10 protein-coding genes are annotated in these 26,762 nt (G+C 41.9%); all 10 read left to right on the top strand.

The features are described from left to right. Nucleotide 1 precedes the first annotated feature (1 nt). The 10 genes from OCI93_RS01635 to OCI93_RS01680 all read left to right on the top strand — a co-directional run bounded on the left by OCI93_RS01635 (nt 2) and on the right by OCI93_RS01680 (nt 26,759). Nucleotides 2-3,856 (top strand): beta-ketoacyl synthase N-terminal-like domain-containing protein, encoded by a 3,855-nt coding sequence (locus OCI93_RS01635; protein ID WP_261625620.1) that lies wholly within the window; start codon nt 2-4, stop codon nt 3,854-3,856. Next, nucleotides 3,853-5,361, top strand: coding sequence for a condensation domain-containing protein (locus OCI93_RS01640; protein WP_261591643.1), 1,509 nt, complete (start codon nt 3,853-3,855; stop codon nt 5,359-5,361). The genes OCI93_RS01635 and OCI93_RS01640 overlap by 4 nt, the downstream gene beginning before the upstream one ends. Before the next feature lie 151 nt (nt 5,362-5,512). Then, a complete protein-coding gene (locus OCI93_RS01645) occupies nt 5,513-6,571 on the top strand; it encodes an alpha/beta hydrolase family protein (RefSeq protein WP_261625621.1) in 1,059 nt (352 codons plus the stop codon). Further along, nucleotides 6,561-7,565 carry a hypothetical protein gene (locus OCI93_RS01650; RefSeq protein WP_261625622.1) on the top strand — a complete coding sequence of 335 codons (1,005 nt, stop codon included), beginning with the start codon at nt 6,561-6,563 and terminating at the stop codon, nt 7,563-7,565. Before OCI93_RS01645 ends, OCI93_RS01650 begins: the two co-directional genes overlap by 11 nt. A 228-nt stretch (nt 7,566-7,793) precedes the next feature. Next, complete coding sequence (locus OCI93_RS01655) at nt 7,794-8,915, top strand: alpha/beta hydrolase family protein (RefSeq protein ID WP_261625623.1); 1,122 nt, start codon at nt 7,794-7,796, stop codon at nt 8,913-8,915. Next, the gene (locus OCI93_RS01660) at nt 8,912-9,916 is read left to right on the top strand and encodes a hypothetical protein (RefSeq protein WP_261591647.1); all 1,005 of its coding nucleotides are present in this window, start codon (nt 8,912-8,914) and stop codon (nt 9,914-9,916) included. Before OCI93_RS01655 ends, OCI93_RS01660 begins: the two co-directional genes overlap by 4 nt. Nucleotides 9,917-9,928: 12 nt before the next feature. Beyond that, entirely contained in the window at nt 9,929-11,116 is a 1,188-nt protein-coding gene (locus OCI93_RS01665) for an acyltransferase family protein (RefSeq protein ID WP_261591648.1), read from the top strand. A 1,264-nt stretch (nt 11,117-12,380) separates the two neighbouring features. After that, a complete protein-coding gene (locus OCI93_RS01670; protein WP_261625624.1) occupies nt 12,381-19,175 on the top strand; it encodes a type I polyketide synthase in 6,795 nt (2,264 codons plus the stop codon). Next, nucleotides 19,165-23,775: a beta-ketoacyl synthase N-terminal-like domain-containing protein gene (locus OCI93_RS01675; RefSeq protein WP_261591650.1), complete on the top strand. Its 4,611-nt coding sequence runs from the start codon at nt 19,165-19,167 to the stop codon at nt 23,773-23,775. The genes OCI93_RS01670 and OCI93_RS01675 overlap by 11 nt, the downstream gene beginning before the upstream one ends. Next, the gene (locus tag OCI93_RS01680; protein ID WP_261625625.1) at nt 23,772-26,759 is read left to right on the top strand and encodes a PfaD family polyunsaturated fatty acid/polyketide biosynthesis protein; all 2,988 of its coding nucleotides are present in this window, start codon (nt 23,772-23,774) and stop codon (nt 26,757-26,759) included. Before OCI93_RS01675 ends, OCI93_RS01680 begins: the two co-directional genes overlap by 4 nt. The last annotated feature ends 3 nt before the right edge of the window (nt 26,760-26,762 follow it).

Raw genomic sequence — 26,762 nt, forward strand, 5'->3', positions numbered from 1 at the left:
CATGGAGACGGTAACGGGTTTAGAGGTTGCAATTGTTGGTATGGCAGCTCGTGTGCCAGGAGCAAGTTCACTCGATGAATATTGGGAAAACCTCCTCGCAGGTAAAGATGTGCTTAAAATGCAACAACAACGTTACCCTGATCAAAGTGCTAACTTGGGTGGTGTGTTAGATAATGTCCATGGCTTTGATGCTGGCTTTTTTGATGTGGCGGCGCGCGAAGCATGCATGATGGACCCTCAACTTAGACAAAGTATGGAAATAAGTTGGCACGCACTTGAAGATGCAGGAGTAATTAACCAGCGTACCCAAGCTCATATAGGTGTTTATGCTGGTGCGCCAACCAGTGCTTATTTAACACATGGTATTAGTCATAAAGACAAGCTCGATAGTTCAGTGGAGGTTGACGAACTCATCCATCATAACTCGCAGGAGCTATTTGCCAGTAAATTAGCCTATCAGCTTGGCTTAAATGGTCCTGCACTGTCTTTAATGACTGGTTGTTCGACCTCATTTGTTTTATTGCATTATGCATGTTTAGCACTGAATGGTGGTGATTGTGAACACGCTTTGGTGGTGGCCAGTCGTATTGGCTATCCGCATTATGAAGGGTACACCGCGACACCCGGTGGGCCATTGAGCCCCGATGGATTGTGCCGTCCGTTTGCTAATAATGCTACAGGCATGGTGCCAGGCAGTGGCGCTTTAGCCATCGTGCTCAAACGCTATGAAGATGCACTAGCAGATGGCGATAGAATTTATTCGGTTATTAGAGGCAGCGCACTTAATAATGATGGTAGGGATAAACTGGGCTATGCCGCACCGTCTGTTAATGGTCAAGCTGAAGTGGCAATACAGGCGATGGCTAATGCAGATGTTCAAGCTCATGAAGTGTCTTATGTAGAAGCCCATGGCACAGGTACGGAGCTTGGGGATGGGGTAGAACTAAGAGCATTGCAGCAGGTATACGGTCAAAACACTGCCAACCAGTTTTGCGCACTTGGCTCTGTAAAGGGCAATATCGGGCATTTAGATGCTGCTTCTGGGCTAGCCAGCTTAGTCAAAGTGAGTTTGATGCTACATCATCGTCAATTACTACCTACTATTAATTGTGAGCAGCCACTAGAACAATTAAGTTCAGCTAATAGTCCGTTTTATTTACAAAAAGAAGTTACCCCTTGGTCACAAGCAAAGCCTTTAATTGCGGGCTTAAACATTTTTGGTATTGGTGGCACAAATGGTCATGTGCTATTACAGCGCGCTGAATCGGTTCCCGTACCACAAGTGAAGAAAGCTAAACATATCTTGTTTATGAGTGCGAAGGACCCTCAAGCGGTTTTACGTAATCGAGATAGTTTGCTAGTTTGGTTAAATAAGCAGCGCAACTGCAATTTGCCACAGCTAAGTTGGACATTATTAAACGCCAAAGAAGCGATGCCTTATCGCCTTGCAATAAGTATTTGCTCATCACAAGATACACATGCACTTCAGGCTCTAAGTGATGTAAATATCATAAAAGTAGATACACAGCAGGTGTTTAGTATTCGTGCATTCGAGCAAAATGATTTAATTGTTTGGGAGCGCTTGTTTGAAAATGATGAGGCATTAAACGCCAAGTTTAAGCACCACTTATCAGAGTTATCATTTGAGTGTGAATTTCTGTGTAAGTCAACTTCAATATGGCATCAACTTAGAGTAAAAACAGAAGAAAATAGCGATATAGAAAAACTACTCAATCACGCTGCGTGGTTGAGTATTTTATCTCGACTATCGCAAATGGGGATTGAGTTTAAGCAATTACATGCTTCAGGCCCATTATTCATTACACTTGCGCAGTGGGCGGGGGTGTTAACGTCAAATCAAGCATTGGCATTACTCATTAATCGGCAACTCCCTGATGTAGCGACCTTATCAACAAAAAACCGCTATACGCTTCTGTGCAATGACTCAAATGAGCCAGTTACCGCGAAGCATTGGCAGTTTGAGGCATTTTGGCACGCACTGTGTGAGGCTTGTGATAATCATCACCTGACGATAGCTGAATATTTTCAGCTAACTCCAGCGTCTGATTTACACGCCTTAATTGTACAGCTTTGGTGTAACGGCAGTAATATTGATAGTGAGCGCTTCTTTGAGCAACGTTTTTCACCTGCTTCAATACCCGGTTATGCGTTCGCAACAACGCGTTACAAACTACCATTAAATCAAGTGAAAAGCATTCAGTGGCGAGAGCAAAACTGGTCTAAAGTTGCATCTCGAGATGCACTACAAAGCCATACAGTGCTGTTAATGCCATCAGGTAAAGCGGTAAATGAAATAAAGCGTTGTTTTAGCGCTAATGAGCAAAATGTGTGGTATGTACATTATGCCCCGCAGTTTAAAGTATCAGGCAAGCGTACCCTCTATGCTGATCTAACGCAGGCTGAACATTTTAATAAAATTCAAGAGTATGTGTTAAAGCAGAGCCAAAAAATGCTGGTTTGGGTAGATGCAAGGTTATCTTTGTTTTGCACAGAGCCCTCAGGTTGGTTAAACGCTGCTATTAGCCGCGAGCTGCGCACCAGTTGGCAAGCACTTGATAGCCATGTTGCGTTATCTAATACTAAGTGGATGCTACTGTACGTGGGTAGCAGCAGTAAAGCTAAACAGGGCTGTATTCAAATAGTAAGTTACACTCTTGATTATTTATCTAAACGATATCAAGAGCTTGGCCTCGTTGTGGCGCCAAAAACCTTACAGTATGATATAAAGACTGGCGTGGCTAAACGTTTTCAAAATGGTGTTATATCGAGTGCTATGTTTGCTCAAGTAATACATAGTGACGCGAGTCAATTTAAGGTGATGCACAAACAATTGTTTGCAGCATCATATACTCGTTTTATGGTATCAGATAAAACAACCCCTAGTTATCGCAAAGTGGTTTACATAGGTATAGAACAACCCCGTGGTGTTGCAATTGCTCGAACCTTACCTGTTACATGTGAACATATACATGTGGTATTGCCAGTCGGTTTTCCAATACAGTTAGAGTGGGAGCAATGGCTTGAAAAGCATGTGGAAGGCAATGTGTATAGCCAAATTATCACTTTGCTTAAAAACTACTTAGATGAAGGGGTGAACTGCTCTTGGCATACAGACACGCCAAAGCTGTCTTTACACAAGCAGCGACAATTATTAAACAGCGATTTATGCATTAACTTGGTAGCCACAGAGCCCGCATTTAGCCAGCCAGAAAATGTACTAAGGCAAGTCACGCAAAGAGCCAGTTACTCAAAGCTGCTTGCTCAGTTATCGAAAAACTCACTCCTGAGCGCTTTGGTGCTATTACAAGGTCCTTGCACCGCAGCATTGACGAGCAGCACAGAGTTTTGGCATCAACAAAGTAAGCAACATACTTTTTCGAGCTTTGTTTTAGCGGGTAACGAGATAAATGCTGAGCAGGTTTCCCAGAGCTTGAAATCTTTAGCTAAGCCATTACATCGGATCATCATTGATGAGTTGTTATTAAAGGATCCCTCATCAGTTCAGTTTGTTGAACAAGCGAAACTGCTCGATAATGCGCAATATATACCTCGCCCAGAGCTAGATACGCCTTTTGAAGCGCCCTCAACGAGCATTGAAAAACGTATTGCACAGATTTGGCAAAGTTACTTTTATATCACTCCGATAGGTTTGCATGATGACTTTTTTAGTTTGCATGGGCACTCACTATTGGCACTTAAGATTGTTAACCGGCTTAATGCGCAATTTTCTACACAGTTATCTTTAAAAGATGTGCTGGAAAGGCCAACAGTGGCAAAGCTCAGTGAATTGGTCGCAACTCACTCATCGCTTGCAAGTGAAGGAGTCGTATCATGAATATTCGTATTAATAAAAATAGACAAGCGATACCGCTAACGAATGGACAGCTAAGCTTTTGGTACATCTATCAGCTTACTAAAGAAACGGCGAATCACTTTTTACCTTATGAATTCGATGGGGTAGTGCGCCCTGATTTAGTTGAGAGGGTCATCAACGCGCTCCTACAAGATAATGAAATTTTGCGCACGTCGGTCAATGATTGGTGTGCGATACAATATGTATGTCCTTATGAATATTTTCATCTCCCTTATGAAGATTTGAGTGACTTGTGCTTGGATGCTCAATCAGCCTCTTTGGGGGAATTATATTTACGCTATTGTGCGGCGAACTTTGATTTAGTGAAGCCTCCTTTGTTGAGAGCTTGTTTGGTCAAATTGGCTCCCCAAAAACATTTGTTGATGTTAGTAACACCTCATTTTGCAATGGATGGCGCGGCACTGCATCAATTAGATATTGAGCTAAAAACATTGTACCAAAAAGCAAATCAAGGTTTGTCATTGCGAACAGCCAGCAAGCTAGCGTTAGCTGATTATGTTGCGCAGGAGCAAGCAGCTAGATTGGCACAAAGTGTTAAAGCGCGTGAGTTTTGGGCAAAGCAATTAGAATCTATCAAGCCAACTTATCTTGCTTCCTCACTTGTAGATATCAGTGACCGTAGCCGACGAGGCGTTTTTATTCCTTTAAAACAAGCACAGTTAAGCTTGATAGGGCGCTGGTGTGGAACATTCAAATTAACTCAGCAGATGGTATTTTTGGCTTTAATAGGCAAAGTGATGAGTGATGTGACGGGCAATCAACACCTTTGTTTAACAACTGTGCAGGAAAACCGAGATATAGAAGGGGCGCGTGATTTATATGGCGCTATGTTGACCTCGTTGCCAGTGCCCATGCAAATAGCACAAGGGCAGTCTTTAAATGAATTATTTTTACAAGTAAAGCAAACAACTTTAGCTGTTTATCAATATAGGCATGTGCCATGGAGTATTCCGCTGTCGATAGTTGCGCAACAAAAGCTAGACAAGACACCATGGTGGTTGAGCTTATTTAAACAAACAAGTGGTCTATATCATACTCTAACTAAGCAAGCTGGGTTGTACCCCCAAGCGTTGTTTGACTTCGCAGCAATTGCGGCTGGCGATATTGAAGAAGATAAGAAAATAATGCGAGATGGTGCGCAGCATCAAGCATTAACAATTAACGTTAACATGTTGCCATCATTTTATGAACAAACTAATGAAATTCAACAAACTCAAACAACTGATAATGATGCATGTCAAATAACTTTACGCCGAGAATTAGACTTTCCGCCACCTCCAGATAATAGCGAGTGGGAACAAAGCGCAATAAATTTTTATATTGAAAAGCATGCGGTTAATGGTTTTGGGATACGCTTATCTCATCAATGCTTAACGCCGCAAGCTGAGCAGCTGCTACGTGATGAATTTTACGCTTTACTTGACCAAGTGACCGACGTGGGTGTACAGGAAGTACAAAGTGCGTAAGTGATCTCATGTTAGTAAGGCTTTGTAAGGAAAACGTTAAATTGCCCATGTTCTGATTGACCTTAAATGGGGGAAATTTATACTGAAGCAGCGTGAAAGGAAGCAGGGCGTAGAAGTTTATGATAATTAAATAACTGATGAGAATATATCAATGCATCCGATGATTAAAAGCGCAATAGGGCTATTGATTACTCTAATTGTGGTTGTATTTTGGCTTTCAGGTTATGACAGAAAAGCCGTGGAAATTAATAACGAAGATAGCGCTTTATATGGCTCGCTCGTATTACCTAAAAGAGACGGTCACACTCCCTTGCCCGTACTTATTTTTGTTCATGGTGATGGGCCAATATCCAGTGGTAGTTATGGTTACTATGCACCTTTATGGCAAGCGCTAGCTGATGCTGGCGTAGCTTCTTTATCTTGGGATAAGCAAGGCGTGGGGGGGTCTGATGGACACTGGCTTGAGCAAACTATGACTGAACGCGCGCAGCAGTTAAGCGCAGCTATTGATTGGGTAGCGCAACAGCCAAATCTAGATAGTCAGCGTATTGGTGTGATTGGTTTTTCACAAGCAGGTTGGGTGCTACCACAAGTGCTTGCAAAAGATGAGCGACTTAAATATGCCATCATGGTATCAACTGCGGTGAATTGGCAACAACAAGGCCATTACCAAACTGTTCAGCGCTTGAAATCAGTTGGTCAGGAAGGCGAGGAACTTACCCAAAACCTAGATTATAACACTGCTTTAGATGCACTTTTAAAACAAAAAGTGCCTTATACACAATACAAGCAATTCGTTACTCAAAGCGCACCACAAAGCTATGGTTCACAGTCTATGACTAAAGAGCGTTATGAATTTGTCATTAATAATATGCATGTCGATGCAAGTAGCGCGCTGATGCAAGTTAAACAACCTGTACTGGCACTATTTGGCGATTCAGATGCAGTTGTTGATGTTCAAAATAGTATTAGTACTTACCAAAATACCCTTTTGGGGCCATATCAATATAAAGTCTATGAAGATGCCAATCATGCCTTGTTTAAAAATGATTACTTCTCAGGCATAAGCAAGGATTCCATATGGTTTGGAGTCAAAATGAATTGGCTTGGCAGCGAAGGCTTCACGGAAGGATTTATTGATGACGTGTTGAGCTGGGTCACAAACCATACCCAATTAACTAATGGGGGAGGAAGTACCAATGGAGAATAACGTAACTGATTGGTATAAAAAGCAACGCGAAAGTGCAATGTGGGATATGTTGTTCTCCTGCGTATTAGAGGTACTGGTTGTATTTGCGGTGATATTATTGATCACGCCCTTCTTTGAGACACTGAATACTTTTTGGTATGGCTTTTTCTTAATTTTGCTGCCGATGTACATATTTTCAGAAGCAGCATCTGCTTTGGGTAAGCTAAGGCGTGCAGTATTAGCACATGAAGCTGAATTGAGTGCTGTGCCTATATCGACATTATGTGATAAACCAATCTTTCATCAATGGCAGTGTTTAAGTGTTGCTGCGGGTTTGTTGACTGTGCTGCCTGCATTAGGGTGTGCGACTTTATATTACTTGAGTTCTAAGAGCATTGTGGTGATGGTTGTGCTTGGAATTTTAATGGGGATTGCCATTTTTATTGGCAGTGCGATGTTATTTGAGCGGTATGCGATACGACTAGTAGCAGGCACTTTACAACAAGCTCGTGCACCAAAACAGTTGGATGAAGCAAAAAGTATTGATTTTTTGATAACTTACCATTTTTTACCTTGGTTAGTATTTACAACATTGGTTTTTGGTTTGTTAATGAGTAAGTACTACCTAGGTTATGTTGCAGACGCAGGTGAAGTGAGCTTGTCTAGTGTCGCTGTATACAGCTTTATTAGTGTGTCATTTGTTGGCTTTTGGAGTTGCCACACAGTTTTAGAGTCGATAAAAGCAGACATGAAACTCCAACCAATGGTTTTATCAGGAGTCGGCAAATTTTCATACTCTGACCTAGTTGGAATGATACTTGGCGCAGGGTCTATACCGTGGTTATTGTTTTTTGTAATAGGTTTTTTTGTACCAGTACTGAGTAGTGGTTTTTGGCTAACAACCATCGCCGCAGTCATTATTATATACGCTGTTTTGCTAGGCGTTGGTGGCGCTTGTTTACTCGCTTTTAGTCAATCACAGAAACAAGTCTCCGCAGAGGTTTGTTCGCAGTAACTAAATATAGATTTAGATGGGCAGAGAAAATTAACGCGCGCCCATCTAATCTAAATTGTCTTATGATTTATTTTATATTTTTAGCACGATGAAGCGTTGCGGTGATATTTATATTTAGATGGTTGTTTTGAAAGAGCACTTTAGTGTCACAAGTGTAATAAATACCAGCTAATACCATATCCAACCAGAAAAAAGTAAGTTCAAAAGGGTTTTAGGTAAGGAGCACCTATGTTTCAGGAAAATAACGTCACACATGTTGATGGGCCTGCTTCAAAAATGTATGGCAGGTGGAGCCTTTTTTTAGGGGGGGCTGGGTTGATTCTGGTGTTGATATTGATGCTAGACAGTGCGCCATACAAGAATGAAGATCTTGATTTTAACGTTAATAACACCGTGCGATCAGGCAGTTTGATATTACCAACGAACACGCAATCCCCACGGGCATTGATGATATTTGTACATGGGGATGGCGCAATGGGGCGCAGTGCATTTGGGTATTATTATCCACTTTGGCAGCGTTTAGCAAAGCAAGGAATCGCTTCCTATTCATGGGATAAAGCGGGTGTGGGTGGCTCAGGCGGAAACTGGCTTGAGCAAAATATGCAAAACCGGGCAGATGAAATCCATCAAGCGGTTGCTAAGTTGCGTAAGGTTCCCCACTTGGCAGGTGTACCTATTGGTTTAATCGGTTTTTCTCAAGCTGGATGGGTGATGCCCAAAGCACTTAAAAACTCTTCGCAGTTGTCTTTTGCTGTATTTGTATCAACGCCGATTAATTGGTTAAAGCAAAGTGCGTTTTTAACGCAAACACGGTTACAAAAAGAAGGTGTTACAACGCGGGAAAAGAACCAGCAATTAGCACAAGCTCGTCAAGTTTCTCAATTGATCTCACAAGGCGACGATCACAATGCCTATATTGAGTTTTTAAGCACGGCGCACCCTGATGGAATTGAGTCAGCAATGAGCCCCGAACGTTATGGGTTTGTGCAGAAAAATATTGGTGCCGATGCGCTTGAGGATTTACAGAGCGTTAAGCAACCATTGTTCGTTGCATTTGGTAATCACGATAGCAATGTAAACGTTGCTGACAATGTGACTCAGTACCAGCAAATTTTTGCAAGTAACGAGACGCAATTGAAATTAAAAGTATATAAAAATGCCAATCATACATTATTAAAAAATAGTGAATTTGGGCATTTATCTCCCTCGCTATGGTGGCTAATCAAACTGTCATTATGGGAAGAAGATGGTTTTTCTGAGCAATTTGTTGATGACGTGATGCTGTGGTTAAACAGTCAGATTCAACAGTTAGCATTGAAAAAGCCAGAGTCAATAGGAGCACACGAGTGAATCAACTAATTGAATTAGTGCAAGCGCAATACCCGCGTTATTTGCTAAGAGTGTTGATGCTAAGTGTTTTGGAAGTGGCGGCTGTAGCGTTGCTTTTTATATTGACTAAGCCATATTTTGAGTCTTATCAAGTATTTTGGTATTTGCTGTGTTTAATTATCGTACCTGCATGCGCCTGCACGGTTGCGGTAAATGGTCTTACTAAAATAGCATCGCAGGTGATGGTACAAGCGCAAAAGCGTAATATAGAAATAGCTAATACAGGAAATAAAAAGTTAGCAACGTCTGCTTGGCAGTATGTGGCTTGGTATAAACTCCTAATTATGCTTGTTACCGCTTTTATTATTGCTCTTTGCTACAGTGCCAGTGCGCAGAGCTTTACTGACTTATTGCTGTTATTTTTGGCGATGATAATCGCCACGTTTATTTTTGCCAGTTGGCTCATTATAAATGCGGCGGTGCCGCTGTCTCAGGCTGTCTTACAAGCATTTCGACATCGCAAAAAGCCGTATAACGAAGCACAAAGCAGTGATCATATTATTCGTTTTCATTTGCTTCCTTGGAGTTTGATTGCAGTTGCAACCTTATTTACATTTTTTGTTAAATACTATTTAGGTCTGGCAGATGAAGATGGTTATGTCGAAACCAGCTCACTTATAGGAAGCACTTATATCTCAGCTGCGTTTGTTGCTCTTTGGTTGTGGTTAGAGGTGGGGCAAATGGCACGTTTGGATCATATTCTTGGTCATATACACCTAACAGGGGTAGGGCACGTAACTGACTCACAAGCGTTTAGTTTAGTGATGGCTGTACCGATAATTTTAGTCGTTTCTATCGCTGTGTTTAATAATATTTTAGATATAGAGCAGTATCGATATCAAGCCGCAATTGCTTTAAGCATGCTGTGTATTCTGTTGGCTGCATTAAGTGGCGCGAGTATTGCGGTTATACAACTATGTGCCAGTAAAACTGTGCGTGATGTTTTAGCAGACAATACTTAAGAGATATCTAGGATGATTAATAAAACAGCGCGAAGCCGTGTTCATTATTTAGATAATTTACGGGCCTACATAATGTGGTTAGGTGTAGTTATTCATGTTGCTATGCTGCAAATGGCTTCTGATACGCCACAAAAACTCAGAGAACCCGCTTTGAGTGAGTGGGCAGATATGCTGGTTTTTTCAATTCATAGTTTTAGAATGCCGTTGTTTTTCATTTTATCGGGGTTTTTTATGGCTGCGATATTAGGTAGAAAAGGCGTTGTGGAAACCATAAGACTGCGTTTGTTAAGAATTGGTGTTCCGCTGCTGATTTTTGGGCCGATTATTTCATATCTACTTGGTTTTATTCAGATTGAGTATTTGCAGCTTATGCAATCTCATGGTGTGGCAATAGATGAAAGTTGGATTACCAAAGCAAAAGATTATCCGTTTAATTTAGGTCATTTGTGGTTTTTATACTATTTATTGCTATGTCATCTAATACTTATCCCCCTATTTTATTGGTCACCTCTGCCAAACAGCGGGGTGTTCAAAAAGCTTCGATATTGGGTTAGTCATCCTGCTATGCTGATTATTTATGCAGCCCTGATCGCATATATAGATAGTCACTTTGAAAGAGGAATGATCCCTGCTGAAGGTGCGTTGATGCCAAATACTTTGCAGTTATTACACTATGTTCCCTATTTTTATTTTGGCCTGATGGTTTATAAATTTAGGCGAATATGGCTGAACCACTTTCAACGATGTTGGGGGCGATATACGCTATTAGGTTGCTTTATGATGCTGACGACCTTGGTACTAATAGAGCCACTTCTTTATCAACAAGGCAGTCAAGTTGATAATTTTATTGTTGCGTATTGTTATGGCCTATGGGGGTGGCTATGGAGTTTTGCGTTATTTGGCTTCTTTAAGCGTTGGGTTTTTGGCTACCAACCTTGGCTACGTTATTTAGCTGACAGCGCATATTGGGTATATATAATTCATTTGCCAATAGTTCTGCTCGTTAGCTATTTTTTATACGACGTGGATTGGCCTATTTATAGTAAAATGATGGTAAATATTTTCGTTACATCAATACTTTCTTTGCTTAGTTACCATGCGTTTGTTCGTTATACTGCGTTGGGTAAATTACTAAACGGTAAACGTAAAAAGTCAAATTGGCTGAAAAATAGAGGGACTTTGAAGCTTGACCAAGCATAACCAACCTGAACTTAGGTAAGCCAAATGTGACGCTCAGCTCACCTTTGGGTATGTATGCGTTGAGTACGTTATAGCTATCATTGTGTATGTGCGCTTGTCTTGAACTGCACAAAAAGAAGTGTTCTGTAAAGTTAGAGTGTGCTGCTATTTGTTTTTGCAGCAGTCGTTCGGATATTTTCCAAGGTTGAGCTCTTACCCATGGTTATTCTATGTAAGCCTGTTGATAACGTATAAAAAATACTGCCCAAAGGCTTCCACTATTTTGTCATTCACAACTGACATAAGCTATTATGCTGCATTGCTCATTTTGCGTAATTAAAGCCTTTAATTTGAACCAAATTCATACCTCAAAGAACAACAGCCCACTAATAAAGTACAACTAGCCTAATACTCCTTCTGTCGTTTTAATCAAATTTTAGGTGTCGCTAAAAGTATCGACATTGATGAAGAATTTTTTTCATGTACACCGAATTTAAAATGTCATTTTTCTATATGAACACTTACGTTGCATTACATATGTTTAACTTGATGTTAATTTTTTGTTTGTTATCGGTGTGTTTTTGAGTGTAATTTTTTATTGCTTGTAAATTTCACTTGTTAGAATATTTTTTTTGATTTTATTTTCAGGTTTTCTCTTTGGATAATTCTCATTTTCGATATTTATATTGCTTATTTTTCACTTACTTTTTATTTATAAAATATATATCTATATGTATTTTAGGCTTTTATTTTTATTTTTATAATGTGGAAGTGTTGTTTTGGTGGTTTTTTTGTTTATTTATGTAATTTATTCATGAACTTATGTTTTTTTTGTGGCAATTAGCTACTTTTCTGAGGTTGAGAGGATGTGCCGATTTATGTGATTTACTCAGTTTTTAAATGATGTTTTTTTATTTAGTTAATTGATTTTTAATTATTTATTTATGTTTTTTGATTGTTTTAGTTGTTTTAAACGGACATGATTCTCAGTGGGTGTAAGGTGTGTAATTCATTTGTAATGAAGGGTTTTAAAAAAAATGAAAATAATCATAATGTAACTTCATAAAAATAAAAGATATTATTTTTTGTATAAAAAAATTCATACTTACTGTCTTCATATCGCAAACAAAAAGTGTTTTCATATGTAACAAATGTTAAACATTTGTCGTTCCTAGGTGGTATTTTGATTAGCGAATAACTTGAGTGTTTTTTCTCGGTTAGGCAGTTTCGTGATCGAAATAGGAATTTATTTGACTTCACTAATTTTTTAAAAAGGACGAGTGATATGGTCACCAAGAAGTCGCCTACAAAATCTAAACCTAAGCCGAGTACGGATAGTAAAACTAAAACGTATGAGGATGAACCAATCGCCATTGTAGGCATGGCAAGTCAATTTCCTGATGCTGACAATCTTTACGATTTCTGGACAAATATTTGCCAGAAAAAAGATTCGATGACCAGTGTTGATGATAAAGACAATATGACCTACTGGGATAAAGACGCTTACTATGACCCTAACCCAAGTAAAGTCGATAAAACTTACATGTTCAAAGCGGGCTTTATTAAACCTATCGCATTTGACCCTGTTGAGTTTAAAATTCCACCCGTATTGATTGAATCAATTAGTACTGCGCAACTGTTTGCATTGCATGTCGCAAAAAAAGCGATTGAAGACGCTAACTTGATAAATGAAAACAGCAACTTAAATAGAAGTAAAGTTGGCGTGATACTCGGTGGAGCGGGTAACGGTAATACGGCTTTTTCTTTGTTAGCTCGTAACCAAACACCTATGGTTCGCAGTGCAATGGTTAGTCGCGGTCTTCCTGAAAGTGTGGTTGACAGCGTTATTGAAAAAATCAATGAGTGTTATATTGGTTGGAATGAAGACAGCTTTCCTGGCTTTTTGGGCAATGTTGCTTGTGGCCGTATTGCGAGCTACTTTGACTTTGGTGGCACGTCTAACATGGTTGATGCGGCATGTGGTAGTAGCCATGCTGCAATCAAATCAGCGGTAAACGAACTTCGCATGGGTAGTTGCGATGCTGTACTTACCGGTGGTGTAAATTTAGAAAATTCAATTTTCTCATTTCTTTGTTTCTCAAAAACCCCAGCGCTTTCTAAAGCGGGTATTTGTCGTCCATTTGACGAAAAAGCAGATGGTATGCTTTTGGGTGATGGCGTAGGCTTAGTTGTATTAAAACGCTTAAGTGATGCAGTTGCCAATGGCGATAAAATTTACTCCGTTATTAAATCTGTTGAAGCTTCAAGTGACGGTAAAGCGAAAAGTGTATTTGCACCGCGTGACCAAGGTCAAGTTTATGCACTTGAGAGAAGTTACGGCAGAACTGCAATTTCACCAGAAGATATTGAGCTGATAGAAGCTCATGGTACAGGAACGGCTTCCGGTGATGAAACTGAGCTGCGTAGTTTGGGTATGGTGTTTGGTAATTATGACATTGCCCCTCGCTCAATTGCGGTTGGAAGTATTAAGTCACAAATTGGCCATGCTCGATGTGCTGCCGGTGCTGCATCGCTTATTAAAGTATCGCAAGCACTGTACCATAAAGTATTACCACCTACGATCAACGTTACTACGCCTAATAAGTTTTTTGCTGATGAGAAAAACCCTTTCTATATTAGTGCCGAAGCTAGGCCTTGGGTGAAAAGAAATGCGAAAAAGCCACGTTGTGCAGCAACCAGCGGGTTTGGTTTTGGTGGTACTAACTACCATATCATTTTAGAAGAGCATCAAGATGAGCATCAAGATGCCTACCGCCAATCTATTTTACCAGAAGTGGTGGTGTTAAGCGCGTCAACACCAGAGCAATTGCAGCAGGTTACACAACAAGCGTTGACCGATTGGCGTGCTGAAGATGGCGTAGCCATGTTTCGCCAACACCTAGAACAACAAGCAATTAGTGTTGCCCCTAGTGACGCTCGCTTGAGTTTAGTAACCAGTGATGCACTGCATGCTGCAACCTTACTTGAAAAAGTTCTACCGTTAATAGTAAAACAACCTGAACAGCCTTTAGAGCACCCATTAGGCGCTTTTTATCGCCCTAAAGGTGTTGTAGAAAACAAAAATCAAGTTGCCGTATTGTTTCCAGGTCAGGGTTCTCAGTATTTAAATATGGCGCGCGATTTGGCTATTGAGTATCCAGAGTTTAGAGAAAGCCTGAGTGTTGCTGATCTTGAAATTCGCAAAAAGCTAGGTGAGAACTTATCGACTGCAATTTATCCGGTTCCGGTGTTCTGCGAAGTGCAAGAGCAGGCATTGCATAGCAAGTTGCGTCGAACTGAGTTCACTCAACCAGCCTTAGGCGCAGTATCTGCGGCATATTATAAAACATTGTGCAATATGGGCTTGGACGTAACCTGTTTTGCAGGTCACAGTTATGGTGAACTTACCGCATTGTGGGCGTCGGGGGCTATGTCAGAAAGTCAATTATATTTGGCCTCTGTTGAGCGTGCGTTGTCGATGAAAAATGCCTTGCAAGACAAAGATGAAAAAGGCGTGATGTATGCGGTTGAAGCTGACGGTGAGACAGTCAAAAGTGTGTTAGCTGAGTATAAAAATTTAGTGGTCGCAAACTTTAATTCGCCAGTACAAACCGTGTTTGCAGGCGCGCAAGATGAAGCAGAGCAAGCTGCAAAAACGTTGATGGCCAAGCAGTTAAAATGTCAGCAACTGAATGTAGATGCTGCGTTTCATTCGCCGTATATAGCACAAGCACAAGGTTCGTTTTCTGAAGTACTTAAGTTTATTCCGTTCAAATCACCTAAGCATCCTGTTTATGCAAACACAACCGCTAAGCCATATAGCAAAAAATCGACTGAAATGCGCCAAACACTGGCATCACAATTAACCAGTTCAGTGCGGTTTGTGGAGCTTATCGAGCAAATGTATGCCGATGGCATTCGGGTTTTCTTAGAAGTGGGCCCTAAAGGTGTACTTAGTAATCTGGTTAAAAATATTTTAGGTGATAAACCGTTTGATGTTGTACCAGTAAATCCATCATCGTCGTCTGCAAGTGTGAATCAATTTTATAAAGCGGTTGCTCAGATGGTGTCTTTGGGTGTGGAACTTAAGCACATTGATAAGTATCGCGTTAGAGCACCGCTTCCGAGTAAGCAATCAGCGATGACGATTTTGCTAGATGGTGGTAATTATGCAACACCAAAACGTCGAGCAACTATTGAAAAAATGCGTGAAACAGATGACCAATTGTTACAAGCATACATTGATGAACATGCTGAGCAAAAAGCGGCTGTGAAAGAAGCTAAGTTTGCTCAAAGCATTGCGCAAAAAGATCAAGATATTAAACAATTGCAGCTTGCCAACCAAGATTTAGAGCAGCAGTTAGAGCAAAAATTACAGGAAGTTAAGTGGGCGGCTAATCAAGCTACAAACTTGACTCAAACTTCTTCAAATTTAAATCATAATCAGATCACAAGGGAATTGACCATGTCTCAAAACGACACAAACGCACAGTTCAGCGCCGTTGCTGGACAATTACAAGCTCAACAGCAATTAAGCGATGTTCACAGCCAGTTTCAGTCTAATCAACAGCAATATTTGAATATGTTAACTTCGGTTATTAGCCATCAGCAAAATGCGTTGAGCGAGTTTAGAAACCACGACAGCTTTAATCAGGTATTGGGTCATATTGATCATACCTTGTCGGTACTTGAAAAGAATCAAACGCTTTATCATGTTAATCATGAGCAATATTTCCGCAGTCAACAGGCGTTGTTAGGTGAAGTTGCACCAAGCACCGCAACTTCTGTGTCTGAGGTTGCAAATGTTAATGCAAATAGCGCAGCCGCTTTTACACCAGCTCCTGAGCAATCAGCACCGGTTACAGCAGCACCTGTTGCAGCAGCATCAGTTGCAGCAGCATCAGTTGCAGCAGCATCAGTTGCAGCAGCGCCAGTTGCTTCAGCACCAGTTGCAGCAGCACCGGTTGCAGCAGCACCAGTTGCAGCAGCACCAGTTGCAGCAGCACCAGTTGCAGCAGCACCAGTTGCAGCAGCACCAGTTGCAGCAGCACCTGCTGAGGTAGCACCTGTATCAGAAGCAGGGCAGATTGATTTAGAGCAACGCTCATACTTTGAATCATTAGATATAGATATCATCTGTAATATGTTGGTTGAGATTGTAAGCGACAAAACTGGCTACCCAACTGATATGATTGACCCTGATATGGATCTTGAGTCTGATTTGGGTATTGACTCTATCAAGCGTATTGAAATTTTTGCTGCTTTGTTTGAGCGTTTATGGGGCAAAGAAACAGATGATGCAGGTATGGATGAAGATGACCTTGATGGTGACGTTAACTTTGATGCACTTAATACCATTCGTCGTATCGCTGAATTTGCACATAATTCACTCCAAGAAGTGCTAAATGCCATTGATGGTGGTGAAGGTAACGAATCAGCTCAAGAAGCAAAACCCGTTGCACAGCAAGCACCCGCTGAAGAAGTTTACGTCGCTGACGCTGATGTGAAAAAGAAAACTCAACAAATCGGCTTCTTTGTGTCAACTGACACACAGGAGGGTGCCGTAAAAAAGTCCCAGCTGCAGAGTGAATCTGCAGCGACCCCAAGTTCAGTAGGCCGTTATGTAGCTAAAGTAGAAGCGCTTGCAGAGCCTGATCAAATAGATATATTGGCGCAGCAAAACCATCAATGGTTAGTGCTGGCAAACACTAAAAAAAGTGTGACGCTGTTTGAAGAAACTTTTAAGCAACATCAACAAAATATTGTTCATGTGTTGGTTGGCGCTAAAAAAACCAATGCGACGAGTGACTTTTTCTTAACTCAATGTACAGAAGAAGCGGTGCAATCGCTTATAGATGAAGTTGAGTCAAAAACGAAGCGTAAGATTGCAGGCGTGTTGTATATTGCTGATGCGCTGAAGCAAGAGTCGTTAGATACTTTATATGACCAAGCACAAGTGTTTAGTTTAAAAGCCTTGTTTATGCTGGCAAAGGTACTGCAACCGAAGCTGCAAACTGAAGCGACAAAAGTACCAGCCTACTTCTTTACGGTGGCTTTAAATGATGGTCAATTTGGTACCAGTAAAGACGCTAAAAATGGTGCTTTAAATAGTGCGTTAAGTGGCTTAACTAAATCTTTGAACTATGAGTGGTCAAATGTTTATTGTCGTCATCTAGACATACAAGCAGGTATGACTAAAAAAGCATTGAATGATGTATTTGCCATAGAGCTTGCTGACTCTGACCGCACTTTAAGTCATGTAGGCCGTACGAAAGAGCAGCGTTTACAGTTATTGCTTGAGCGTACGCCAGTAACAGAACGTGCTGCGCAACCGGTACTTAACGAACAGTCTGTTATTTTGGTCAGTGGGGGTGCTAAGGGCATAACTGCCGGCTGTGTAATAGAGCTTGCAAAACGTTACCGTTGTCGGTTTGTACTGCTTGGACGCAGTGAGTTGAAAGCGCAGCCACAGTGGGCGCAGGGTGTGAATGATGATGCTGAGCTGAAAAAACAAGCTATCGCACATTTAAAAGCACAGTCTGAGCCGATGACACCGGCAAAAGTTGATGCTTTAATTCGCTCAGTAAAAGGCACACAAGAAATTAATCACACGCTTGACACATTGTCTGAAATAGGTGCGCCAGCGCGTTATTATTCGGCAGATGTACAGAGCAAAGAAGCGCTCGCGCAAGTGATTAGCAGTGCAGAAAAAGAGCTTGGTACAATAACGGGTGTTATTCACGGCGCTGGTAATTTGGCTGATAAAAAGATTGAGCGCAAGTCGTTAGATGATTTTGCTTTGGTCTTTGATACTAAAATTTTAGGTCTGCAAAACATCTTATCACTGGTGGATAAAGCAAAGCTTGAAACTGTGCTGTTGTTTTCATCCGTCTCTGGCTTCTTTGGCAATGCAGGTCAAACAGACTACTCAATGTCTAATGAAGTACTGTCTCGTGTTGCAGATACCATCAAACGTCAATATCCAAGTTGTTTGGTCCGCTCAATAAATTGGGGGCCATGGGATGGCGGCATGGTTAATGATGTGCTGAAAAAAGCTTATGAAAGTCGCAATTTAGTACTGATTGATAAACCAACTGGGTTTGCGGCATGTGTTGCTGAGCTAGATGTAACTTCGGGCAGTAGTACGCAAGTAATCATTGGTGGTCGAACATACCATGCTGATAAAAAGCCAGTGTCAGTGCAATATCATGATCCGCAAAAAGTAACGCGTACTTTGTTGGAGTCTACCACTGCTGGGTTGGCTGACCATCAGGTAGGTGGTCATGCGGTTTTACCTGCGATGTTCTCATTACATTGGATGATTGAGCAGAGTTTAAATTTCTACCCTGGCTTTTCATTAAGCGAAATCAACGACTTTGCAGTATTAAAAGGCATTGTATTTGATGGTAAACAAAGTGATGACTATCAGTGTGTTATTACTGCTGATAAGCACCAAGGTAGCAAATTGCAACTTAGTCTTGAAGTGGTAGGACTTAAAGACGGCAATGCGCTTAAACACTATCAAGCAAGTATTGCACTTGTGGCCAAAGCTGAAGCCAGTCCGGCGCAGCTTGATGCGGCCAAAACACAAGGTACGGCAGTCTTACCATTGCCTATTTATCATAATGGCGAACATGGTTATGTTTTCCATGGGCGTGCATTGCAAGGTATTGATAAAGTTGTACAACACGATGATAAAAGTATCTTGGCATTGTGTCATTTAAGCACTGAGCAAGTCGGTTTAGGTCAATTCAATGAACTTAGACAGTTTAATGGTTTTATCGCCGACGTATTTGTTCAAGTCCCTTATTTATGGCTTCGTCATCATAAGCAAACGGTCGGTTTACCACTGGGTGTACAGCATATAGAAAAGCATCGAGATATTAATTTTGATGACGATTTTTATGTGGCTGCTGACATTGTCTCTTGCAACAAACAAACATTGATATCTGATATTTCAGTTTATAACGCGCGTCATGAGTTAGCTTATCGATTCACTGGGGTTAAGTACACACAGTTAGCGTCGATTTCTGAATCAGAAAATGCGCTGCTTAAGGGTGTGAGTGAACATGAAGGATAAAATAGCCATTGTCGGCTTAGGGTGCATATTCCCTGAAGCCGACACCCCTGAAAAACTCTGGAAAGTGTTTGAACAGGGGACTGATGTAACAAGTGAGATCTCTGAGCAAGAGCTTGGTGTGTCTCCTGCGCACTACAAGCATCCAGAAAAGGGGACGATTGATAAGATAGGCTACAGTAAAAATGGCTATGTTAGAAAGTCTGATATTGAACTCAACGGTTTCAAAGTTGCTGAGCAAACACTTAAGCAGTTTGATAAGGTATTTCAATGGACTTTACATGCCGCTGCCCAAGCTCTAAAGGATGTGAGCTCTGCTGATGTTGAAAAGGCGGTATCTCGCACCGGTTTAGTGCTGGGCAATATCAATATGCCAACGCATGCTGCAAAGCAGTTGGTAAGTGGTATGTATCATGAGATTTTGACGCCATATCTGCAAACTTTAATCGGCCGCGAAGACTTTGCATTTAGCAAGTATTGGCAAGGTCGTGACTGGTCAATGGATAACTTGTTTATCGGTAGTCATAATGCGGTAGTTACAGCGCAAGCACTGGGCTTAAAAGGGCCAACATACACCATTGATGGTGCATGTTCTTCGGGCATTTATTCGATAAGCCTTGCATGTAAGCATTTACAGGCAGGTGAAGCGGATATCATGTTAGCAGGCGCGACATGTCAAGCTGATCACATTTATATCAATCATGGATTTAATGTACTCAAAGCATTTCCAGATAAAAATGGCGAGTCACTGCCATTTGATAAACGCTCTGGTGGATTAAAAGCGGGTGAAGGGGTAGGTGTACTCGCTTTAAAACGCTACAGTGATGCCAAAGCAGATGGCGACAAAATTTATGGTGTGATTGATGCGATTGGTTTATCTAATGATGCCGGTGCAAAACATATGCTGGTACCTGATAGTAAAGGTCAGCAATTAGCATTATCACGGGCTTATTCGCAAACCAGTCGCTACCCCGACTATGTTGAGTGTCACGCTACAGGTACGCCTGTAGGTGATAAAGTTGAACTCAACTCCATTGCGACATTTTTTGGCGCTCAGAACTTGCCAAAAATTGGCGCTAACAAGCAAAACTTTGGTCATGCGTTAACAGCATCTAGTATGGTGAGTATTTTCAAAGTACTCCTGTCTATGCAGCATGACCAAGTGCCAGCAACGCAAAGAGTTGAAGACTTTGTAGGCAGTGAATCAGGTATTCTAACCATCGATTCAGTTGTGCGTTCTGCAATAAATTGGCCTGCACAAGGCAAGGGTAAAGTGGCTGGTGTCAATGCCTTTGGTTTTGGCGGTGTAAATGGTCACTTAGTGATCTGTTCTGAAGATGCCATAGAGCCTACAACTGAGCAGGTATCCTCAGCACCATCAACAAATTTGTCGATAGTTGGTTTGAGTGCGTGTTTGCCTCAAGTTAATGAGTTGGTAGATTTAGATAAGTTGATAGACCAAGGTCAACATAACTTTAGTAAATTGCCACAAAAACGATGGTCTGGTATCGAGCAATGTGAGTCTTTACTTGCACGTTATGGCTTGACAGAGCTACCCACTGGAGCATTCTTAGATAATTTCATCTTTGATTGCCAACGTTACAAGATTCCACCTAATGTAGCTGGGTTACACCTGCTATCACATTTATCGCTTATGCCATTAGCCGAAGCAGCATTTTTAGATGCAGGTTACGAGCGTGATGGGCAAGTACGCAATATTGCGGTGATTGTTGCAGGTGATGATGATTGTAATGGCTTACGTTATCAAGCCAGAACTGAAATGGCATGGCAGTTAAAAGACAGCTTAGCTAAAGCAAACATTGAGTTGACAGACGAAGAGTTAGCACGGTTAGAGACTTTGACCAAAGATGCGCTGTTTCCTGAACCAACGGTTGAAGGGGTGACAGGGGGCATTGGTAATATTGTCTCTAGTCGTATTTCTGCGTTGTTAAAACTCAATGGTCCTGCTTTTACGCTGCAGTCGCATGAAAACTCAATTGCCAAAGCCATAGATGTTGCACGGCTACTGCTAGAAGCTGGGCAAGTTGATGCCGTGATTGTTGGTGGTGGCAGCTTTGGCGGTAGTGCTGAAGGGGTGATGTTTGCTAATCAGCGCTCACCTATCAATATTGCTCAACCGGGTAAACCTTTAATCGAAAGTAAAGGTTGGAAGCTCGGTGAAGGCGGTGGTGTGGTTGTGCTCAAATCAAGCACTGATGTGACAGATAAAGACCGTGTTTATGCCACCATTGACGCCTTAAGTTTTGCGCAATCTGTTGATAATGGAACACAATTTGTGCCTGATGAGCAGTGTATTGCTGTGGCTGCAAAATCAGCTCTCAGTCGCGCAGGCATAGAGGCGCAACAAGTCGGACTATTAGAGGTACATGCCAGTGGTATTGCTACTGAAGATAGTGCCGAAAAGCAGGGACTATTGTCTGTTTATGGCGATGTTACTCAACCGGTAACAGTGTCTAATATTAAACAGCATGTTGGTCACTTGCATGGCGCGTCTTATATCACCAGCTTAATTAGTACTGCGTTAAATCTCTATCGTAGACGTTTGCCAGCAGTACCATCATTGTCGCAGCAGCAGTTCATATCACATGAACAAGCGGGGTTGTTACTTCGCCATGAGTCTCAACATAGCGATGAATTACGTTATGGCGCAATCAGTGGCATGGGGTTAGATAGAACATACAGCCATATGATTTTAGGTGCGGCAGATAAGTATGAAGATAAAGGACTTAAGAGTCTATTTGCAAACCTCTCTGGTGAGAAACCCAAAGGTTTGTTCAAGACAATTTGGGTCGCGGGTGAGCAAACAATACCTGAAACGCTAGTAAATGATGCCACTATGGCTGAGTTTGCTGCATGTCGTGAGCGATTTGCACCAATTGAAGTTGCGCAAACAAGTGCACCTGATGCGACTCAAGAGGTTCAGAGTGTTCAACCGCAGACGCAACCGATAGAGCCCGTAAGTACAGTGACATCAGTAGAGGCTGAAACGGCGCAAACTGCATCGAATGAGCAATCAAAACCAGTTGTTGAAAAGCCGAAAGTAAATGAACTCGCTAATATGCAAGTGCCGAGTCAAACAGCCAAGCATAAAGTGTTAACTGCGCTTGCTCAAAATGCCAAAACACACAGTGCATTTTTACAAGCAATGCGTACCAGCTTTGCAACAACAGCATCATTGCTTGCAGCTGAGAAGCCACAGGGTAAAGCTGCAGAAACGCGTGCTGAGTCTGCGCCGGTTATGTCACCAGTGACAAGTGCAAGAGCGGCTCAATCAGTGTTACTTGACCCTCGTTACGGGCGTCTTGCACCTGAAGTGAAAAATATTCCTGTGTCTACGCGTTCAGCGGGCGCTCTGTTTAACGAGCAACAGTTACATGAAATGACGGATGGTTTGATTGCAAACGTGTTAGGGCCTGATTACGCTGCGGCGGATCAATATCCGGTTCGTACTCGCATGCCATCATGGCCGTATATGTTTGTATCACGTATTTTATCGTGTACTGCACAGCGTGGTCAGCTGAAGCCGTGTGAAATTCATTGGGAATACGACCTTTCACCAGATGATTGGTATGTCGTTAAAGACCAAGTACCGTCATTTGTATCATTGGAATCATCGCATGCGATGATAGTGGCGTTTACCTTAATTGGCTGTGATGAAATGTTTCAGGGCCAACATTCTTATCGTGCTGTAAATAGTGAAACTACCGTCCATGGTGCGTTTCCTAAACCCGGTGAGGTGTTACGTGGCGTTGTACGTATGACGTCATTTAAAAAGATGGGTAACAACGTACTGATTGATTACGAATATGACTGTTACGCGCAAGGTCCTTACGATTCTGATGAGCGTCATTGTTTCACGTTAGTCGCTGCGTCAGGGTTTTTCTATCGCGAAGACTTACAAAAGCAAAGCGGTAAAAGCATGAACAATAAGGGTGTGTTCTTTACTGCAAAACCACAACAAAATCCAATCGACCTTGCAAAATTGAGTCAGTATCAAAGTTTTGATAGTGCGCAAATTGCGGCATTGAATGCAGGACAGTTATCGCAATGCTTTGGTGAACGATATAGCGATAACAGCGCCATTGCTTTATATGGTCCGTGTCATCGCATGTTGGATAGAGTATCGCAGTTTGACCCCCAAGGTGGTGCATGGCAGTTAGGGCAGATGCTGGGTGAAATGGATATCTCTACAGATCACTGGGTTTTTAAAGCACATTTTAAGAATGACCCATGTGTGCCAGGAACCTTTATTGTAGAAGGTAGTCAGCAACTGTTCTCTTTCTATATGTATTACCTGAAGTTACCGCAATTAGCAGGTGTTAAGTTGGTGACTAAATCAGGTCATACGTCAGGTGCTAAGTTTCGTGGTGAGGTTAAGTATCAGCAAGAAACCTTGTTTTACCGAATGACTATCAAAGATATCACCGTAACCCCGTTGACAGCCAATAACGCTAATTTGGAGATCACAGCGGTTATCGAAGTGCTTTATGAAGACCGAGTAATAGGCTTATGTGATGACATGTATGTTTGTTACGAAGGTGATTTAGAGTCGATATTAACAATGAGAGCACAAACTGTATGACGATGTTAATGCAAATCCAAGACAACTTGGCCACACTAGACTTGCCCTTGGCAGTATGGTCAAAGAAGTCTGTAAATACACTGATGCCATTAAGTCAATTAGTGGCAGATCAGATCTCACTGAGTGAAGTAGCAGGTGTTATTCCTGCTGTTACGCCAAATAAACTAGGCAGTGAATCATTTAGACGAGCATATGGTTTGAACTATGCCTATATGGGTGGCGCCATGGCCAATGGTATTCACTCTGCGAAGATGGTCGCTGCTTTTGCAAACGCCGGTATGCTTGGCTCATTCGGCGCAGGTGGACTAACCCTAGAGCGTATAGCGCAAAGCTTGTCTGAGATTAAACAAGCGGTTGGCGATAAAACATTTGCCATGAATATGCTACATAACCCTGCTGACCCTGATTGGGAAATGCAAGTTGTGCAGCTGTGCCTAGATAATGGTGTAAAGGTAGTTGAAGCAGCAGCATATATTAATTTGACGGCTGCTTTAGTGTACTTCCGTTTAAAAGGGGCTCAGCTGATCAATGGTCAGGTTGTGCCAGCGCAAAGAGTGATTGCTAAAATTTCTCGCCCTGAAGTTGCGACCAAGTTTTTAGCGCCAGCGCCGGGCAAAATAGTGGCAAAACTCGTTGCCAGTGGTCATTTAACCGAAACTGAAGCCAAGCTTAGCGAGCAGTTAGCGATGGCCGACGATATTACGGTTGAAGCGGATTCTGGCGGCCACACCGATCATGGTTCATTAACATGTATCTTCCCGCAAATGTTGCGTTTAGCAACTCGTATGCACAAGCAGCATGGCTACCAGCAAGCTGTTCGAGTGGGGGCTGCTGGCGGCATTGGCTGTCCTGAAGCTGTTGCCGCTGCCTATGCAATGGGGGCGGCGTATGTTGTGACTGGCTCTATTAACCAAGCGTGTGTGGAGTCTGGTACTTCAGATCAAGTACGTGAGATGCTGTCGGGGGCGACAACGGCAGATGTTGTGTCATCGCCCTCTGCTGATATGTTTGAATTAGGTGCTCAAGTTCAGACTTTGAAAAAAGGCACGATGTATGGGGTGCGCTCGCAAAAGTTGTATCAAATTTATAAACGCTATGATTCTTTGGAACAAATTCCTGAAGCTGAGCAACAACAGCTAGAAAAACAAATGTTTCATAAGCCATTGATGCAAATTTGGGATGACACTAAAGCCTTTTTTGCTAGCCGTAACTTACAACGTATTGCTGACTCTGCTGAGAAAGATCCAAAACGAAAAATGGCTTTGGTATTCCAGTGGTATTTGGGTCAATCATCAAAGTGGGCAATTACCGGAGATGCGCAACGTCGTATCGACTATCAAATTTGGTGTGGCCCAGCGATGGGGGCAAACAATGACTGGTTACAAGAAAGTCACTTGCAAGACGCACCAAAACGCACGGTTGAGGGTGTAGCCAATTATCTACTTAACTGCGCTGCATACTTAACCCGTGTCAATATTGCAAAAACATTATCCGTTTCTGGTATTGAACAATGCCAAGACGGAACCTTCCCAATCAGATTACAGCAATTTAGTGCAAGCACTGAGCAGCACTTTGAGAAGGAAGAAACCAAGCTAGATTCTATTCAAGGAGAAATAAAGAAAATGAATACAGTAGTAAATCAAAAATTAGATCTGACAGAGTCAAAAGAGTACTTTAAAAAGTTATGGGATGTACTACCAGGTGGTGCACACTATAATTTCGCAGATCCAGAAAGAGCACTGATAGTACCATTCGTTAAAGGAAAGGGGTCACGTGTTTGGGATATGGATGGTAATGAACACCTTGATTTATTCTGTAAATTCGGTGCTTTGTTTGTTGGCCACAATAATGAGCAATACAATCAAATATTGATTGAGAACATGCAGAAATTGACGTCTGTTGATACCTTTGATCTTGAGTATGAAGTGTGTCAAAAGCTTATTGATAATGTTCCTTCTGCTGAGCGTGTACGCTTTAGTTTAAGTGGTACGGAAGCGGTACAAAATGCGATTCGTTTAGCACGTGGTTACACCGGTAAACCTCGCTTTGTTCGTTTTCATGGCCACTATAATGGCAATGCGGATAATGTCGTAGGCGGTCGTTTTAATGCCGATTCAAAGGACTTCCCAGTACCAGAAATGTTCAAAGGCGACATGCTGGACACGTTAGGTCGCTTCCCTAACACATTACAAGATCAAACATTTATGTTGCCTTGGAATGACCCAGAAATCCTAGAGCGCACTTTAGAGCAGCATGGTCATGAAATTGCTGCTGTATTGATGGAACCAATCTGTATGAATGGTGGCGGTATCTTACCAAAAGATGGGTACTTAGAGCGTGCAAAAGCAGCTTGTGAGAAGCATAACGTACTGTTGATTTTTGATGAAGTAATCACGGGTGTGCGTTTTGGTTTGGGTGGTGCTCAGAAGTTACTTGGTGTTACTCCACATATTACTACGCTTGGTAAAGCACTTGGCGGTGGCGCGGTGCCTATTTCTGCCATTGTTGGCCGTAAAGATATTATGGATTATTACACCAAAGGTAAGATCATTCACGCTGGAACATTCAATGGTTACCCGATGGGTTTAGCGGCAATCAAAGCGACCTTTGATTTGATTGAAAATGAGCCAGGCTGTTATGACCGTATGGGTGGCATTATGTCACAAATGGCGGACATTTTTGTAAAAGCAGCTCATGCTTCGGATATGCCACTTGTACTGCAAGGTATGCCAACTGGCATGGTATTCCACTCACAAAATGAGTTGGTTGACCGCTCTGAAGGGTACACCGCCAAGGTGAAGATGTGTGACATCATCATTCGTGAAATATGCAAACGCTATGGTATTCAATTCTCACCATTATCTCGTATGTATTCAAACTTGATGATTAATCAAAATGATGTGTCGTTCTTTGAAGAGCGTATCTACCCTGCGATGGCTAATGCAAAGCAGATCATTGATATCACCTTCCCTAAAGGACTTTGATAC

The organism is Pseudoalteromonas holothuriae (assembly GCF_945859825.1).
Lineage (GTDB): Bacteria > Pseudomonadota > Gammaproteobacteria > Enterobacterales > Alteromonadaceae > Pseudoalteromonas > Pseudoalteromonas holothuriae.

What these genes read in the sequence shown, in the direction of transcription:
- OCI93_RS01635 (WP_261625620.1), top strand. Translation starts at nt 2, where the DNA reads ATGGAGACGGTAACGGGTTTAGAGGTTGCAATTGTTGGTATGGCAGCT.
- OCI93_RS01640 (WP_261591643.1), top strand. Translation starts at nt 3,853, where the DNA reads ATGAATATTCGTATTAATAAAAATAGACAAGCGATACCGCTAACGAAT.
- OCI93_RS01645 (WP_261625621.1), top strand. Translation starts at nt 5,513, where the DNA reads ATGCATCCGATGATTAAAAGCGCAATAGGGCTATTGATTACTCTAATT.
- OCI93_RS01650 (WP_261625622.1), top strand. Translation starts at nt 6,561, where the DNA reads ATGGAGAATAACGTAACTGATTGGTATAAAAAGCAACGCGAAAGTGCA.
- OCI93_RS01655 (WP_261625623.1), top strand. Translation starts at nt 7,794, where the DNA reads ATGTTTCAGGAAAATAACGTCACACATGTTGATGGGCCTGCTTCAAAA.
- OCI93_RS01665 (WP_261591648.1), top strand. Translation starts at nt 9,929, where the DNA reads ATGATTAATAAAACAGCGCGAAGCCGTGTTCATTATTTAGATAATTTA.
- OCI93_RS01670 (WP_261625624.1), top strand. Translation starts at nt 12,381, where the DNA reads ATGGTCACCAAGAAGTCGCCTACAAAATCTAAACCTAAGCCGAGTACG.
- OCI93_RS01675 (WP_261591650.1), top strand. Translation starts at nt 19,165, where the DNA reads ATGAAGGATAAAATAGCCATTGTCGGCTTAGGGTGCATATTCCCTGAA.
- OCI93_RS01680 (WP_261625625.1), top strand. Translation starts at nt 23,772, where the DNA reads ATGACGATGTTAATGCAAATCCAAGACAACTTGGCCACACTAGACTTG.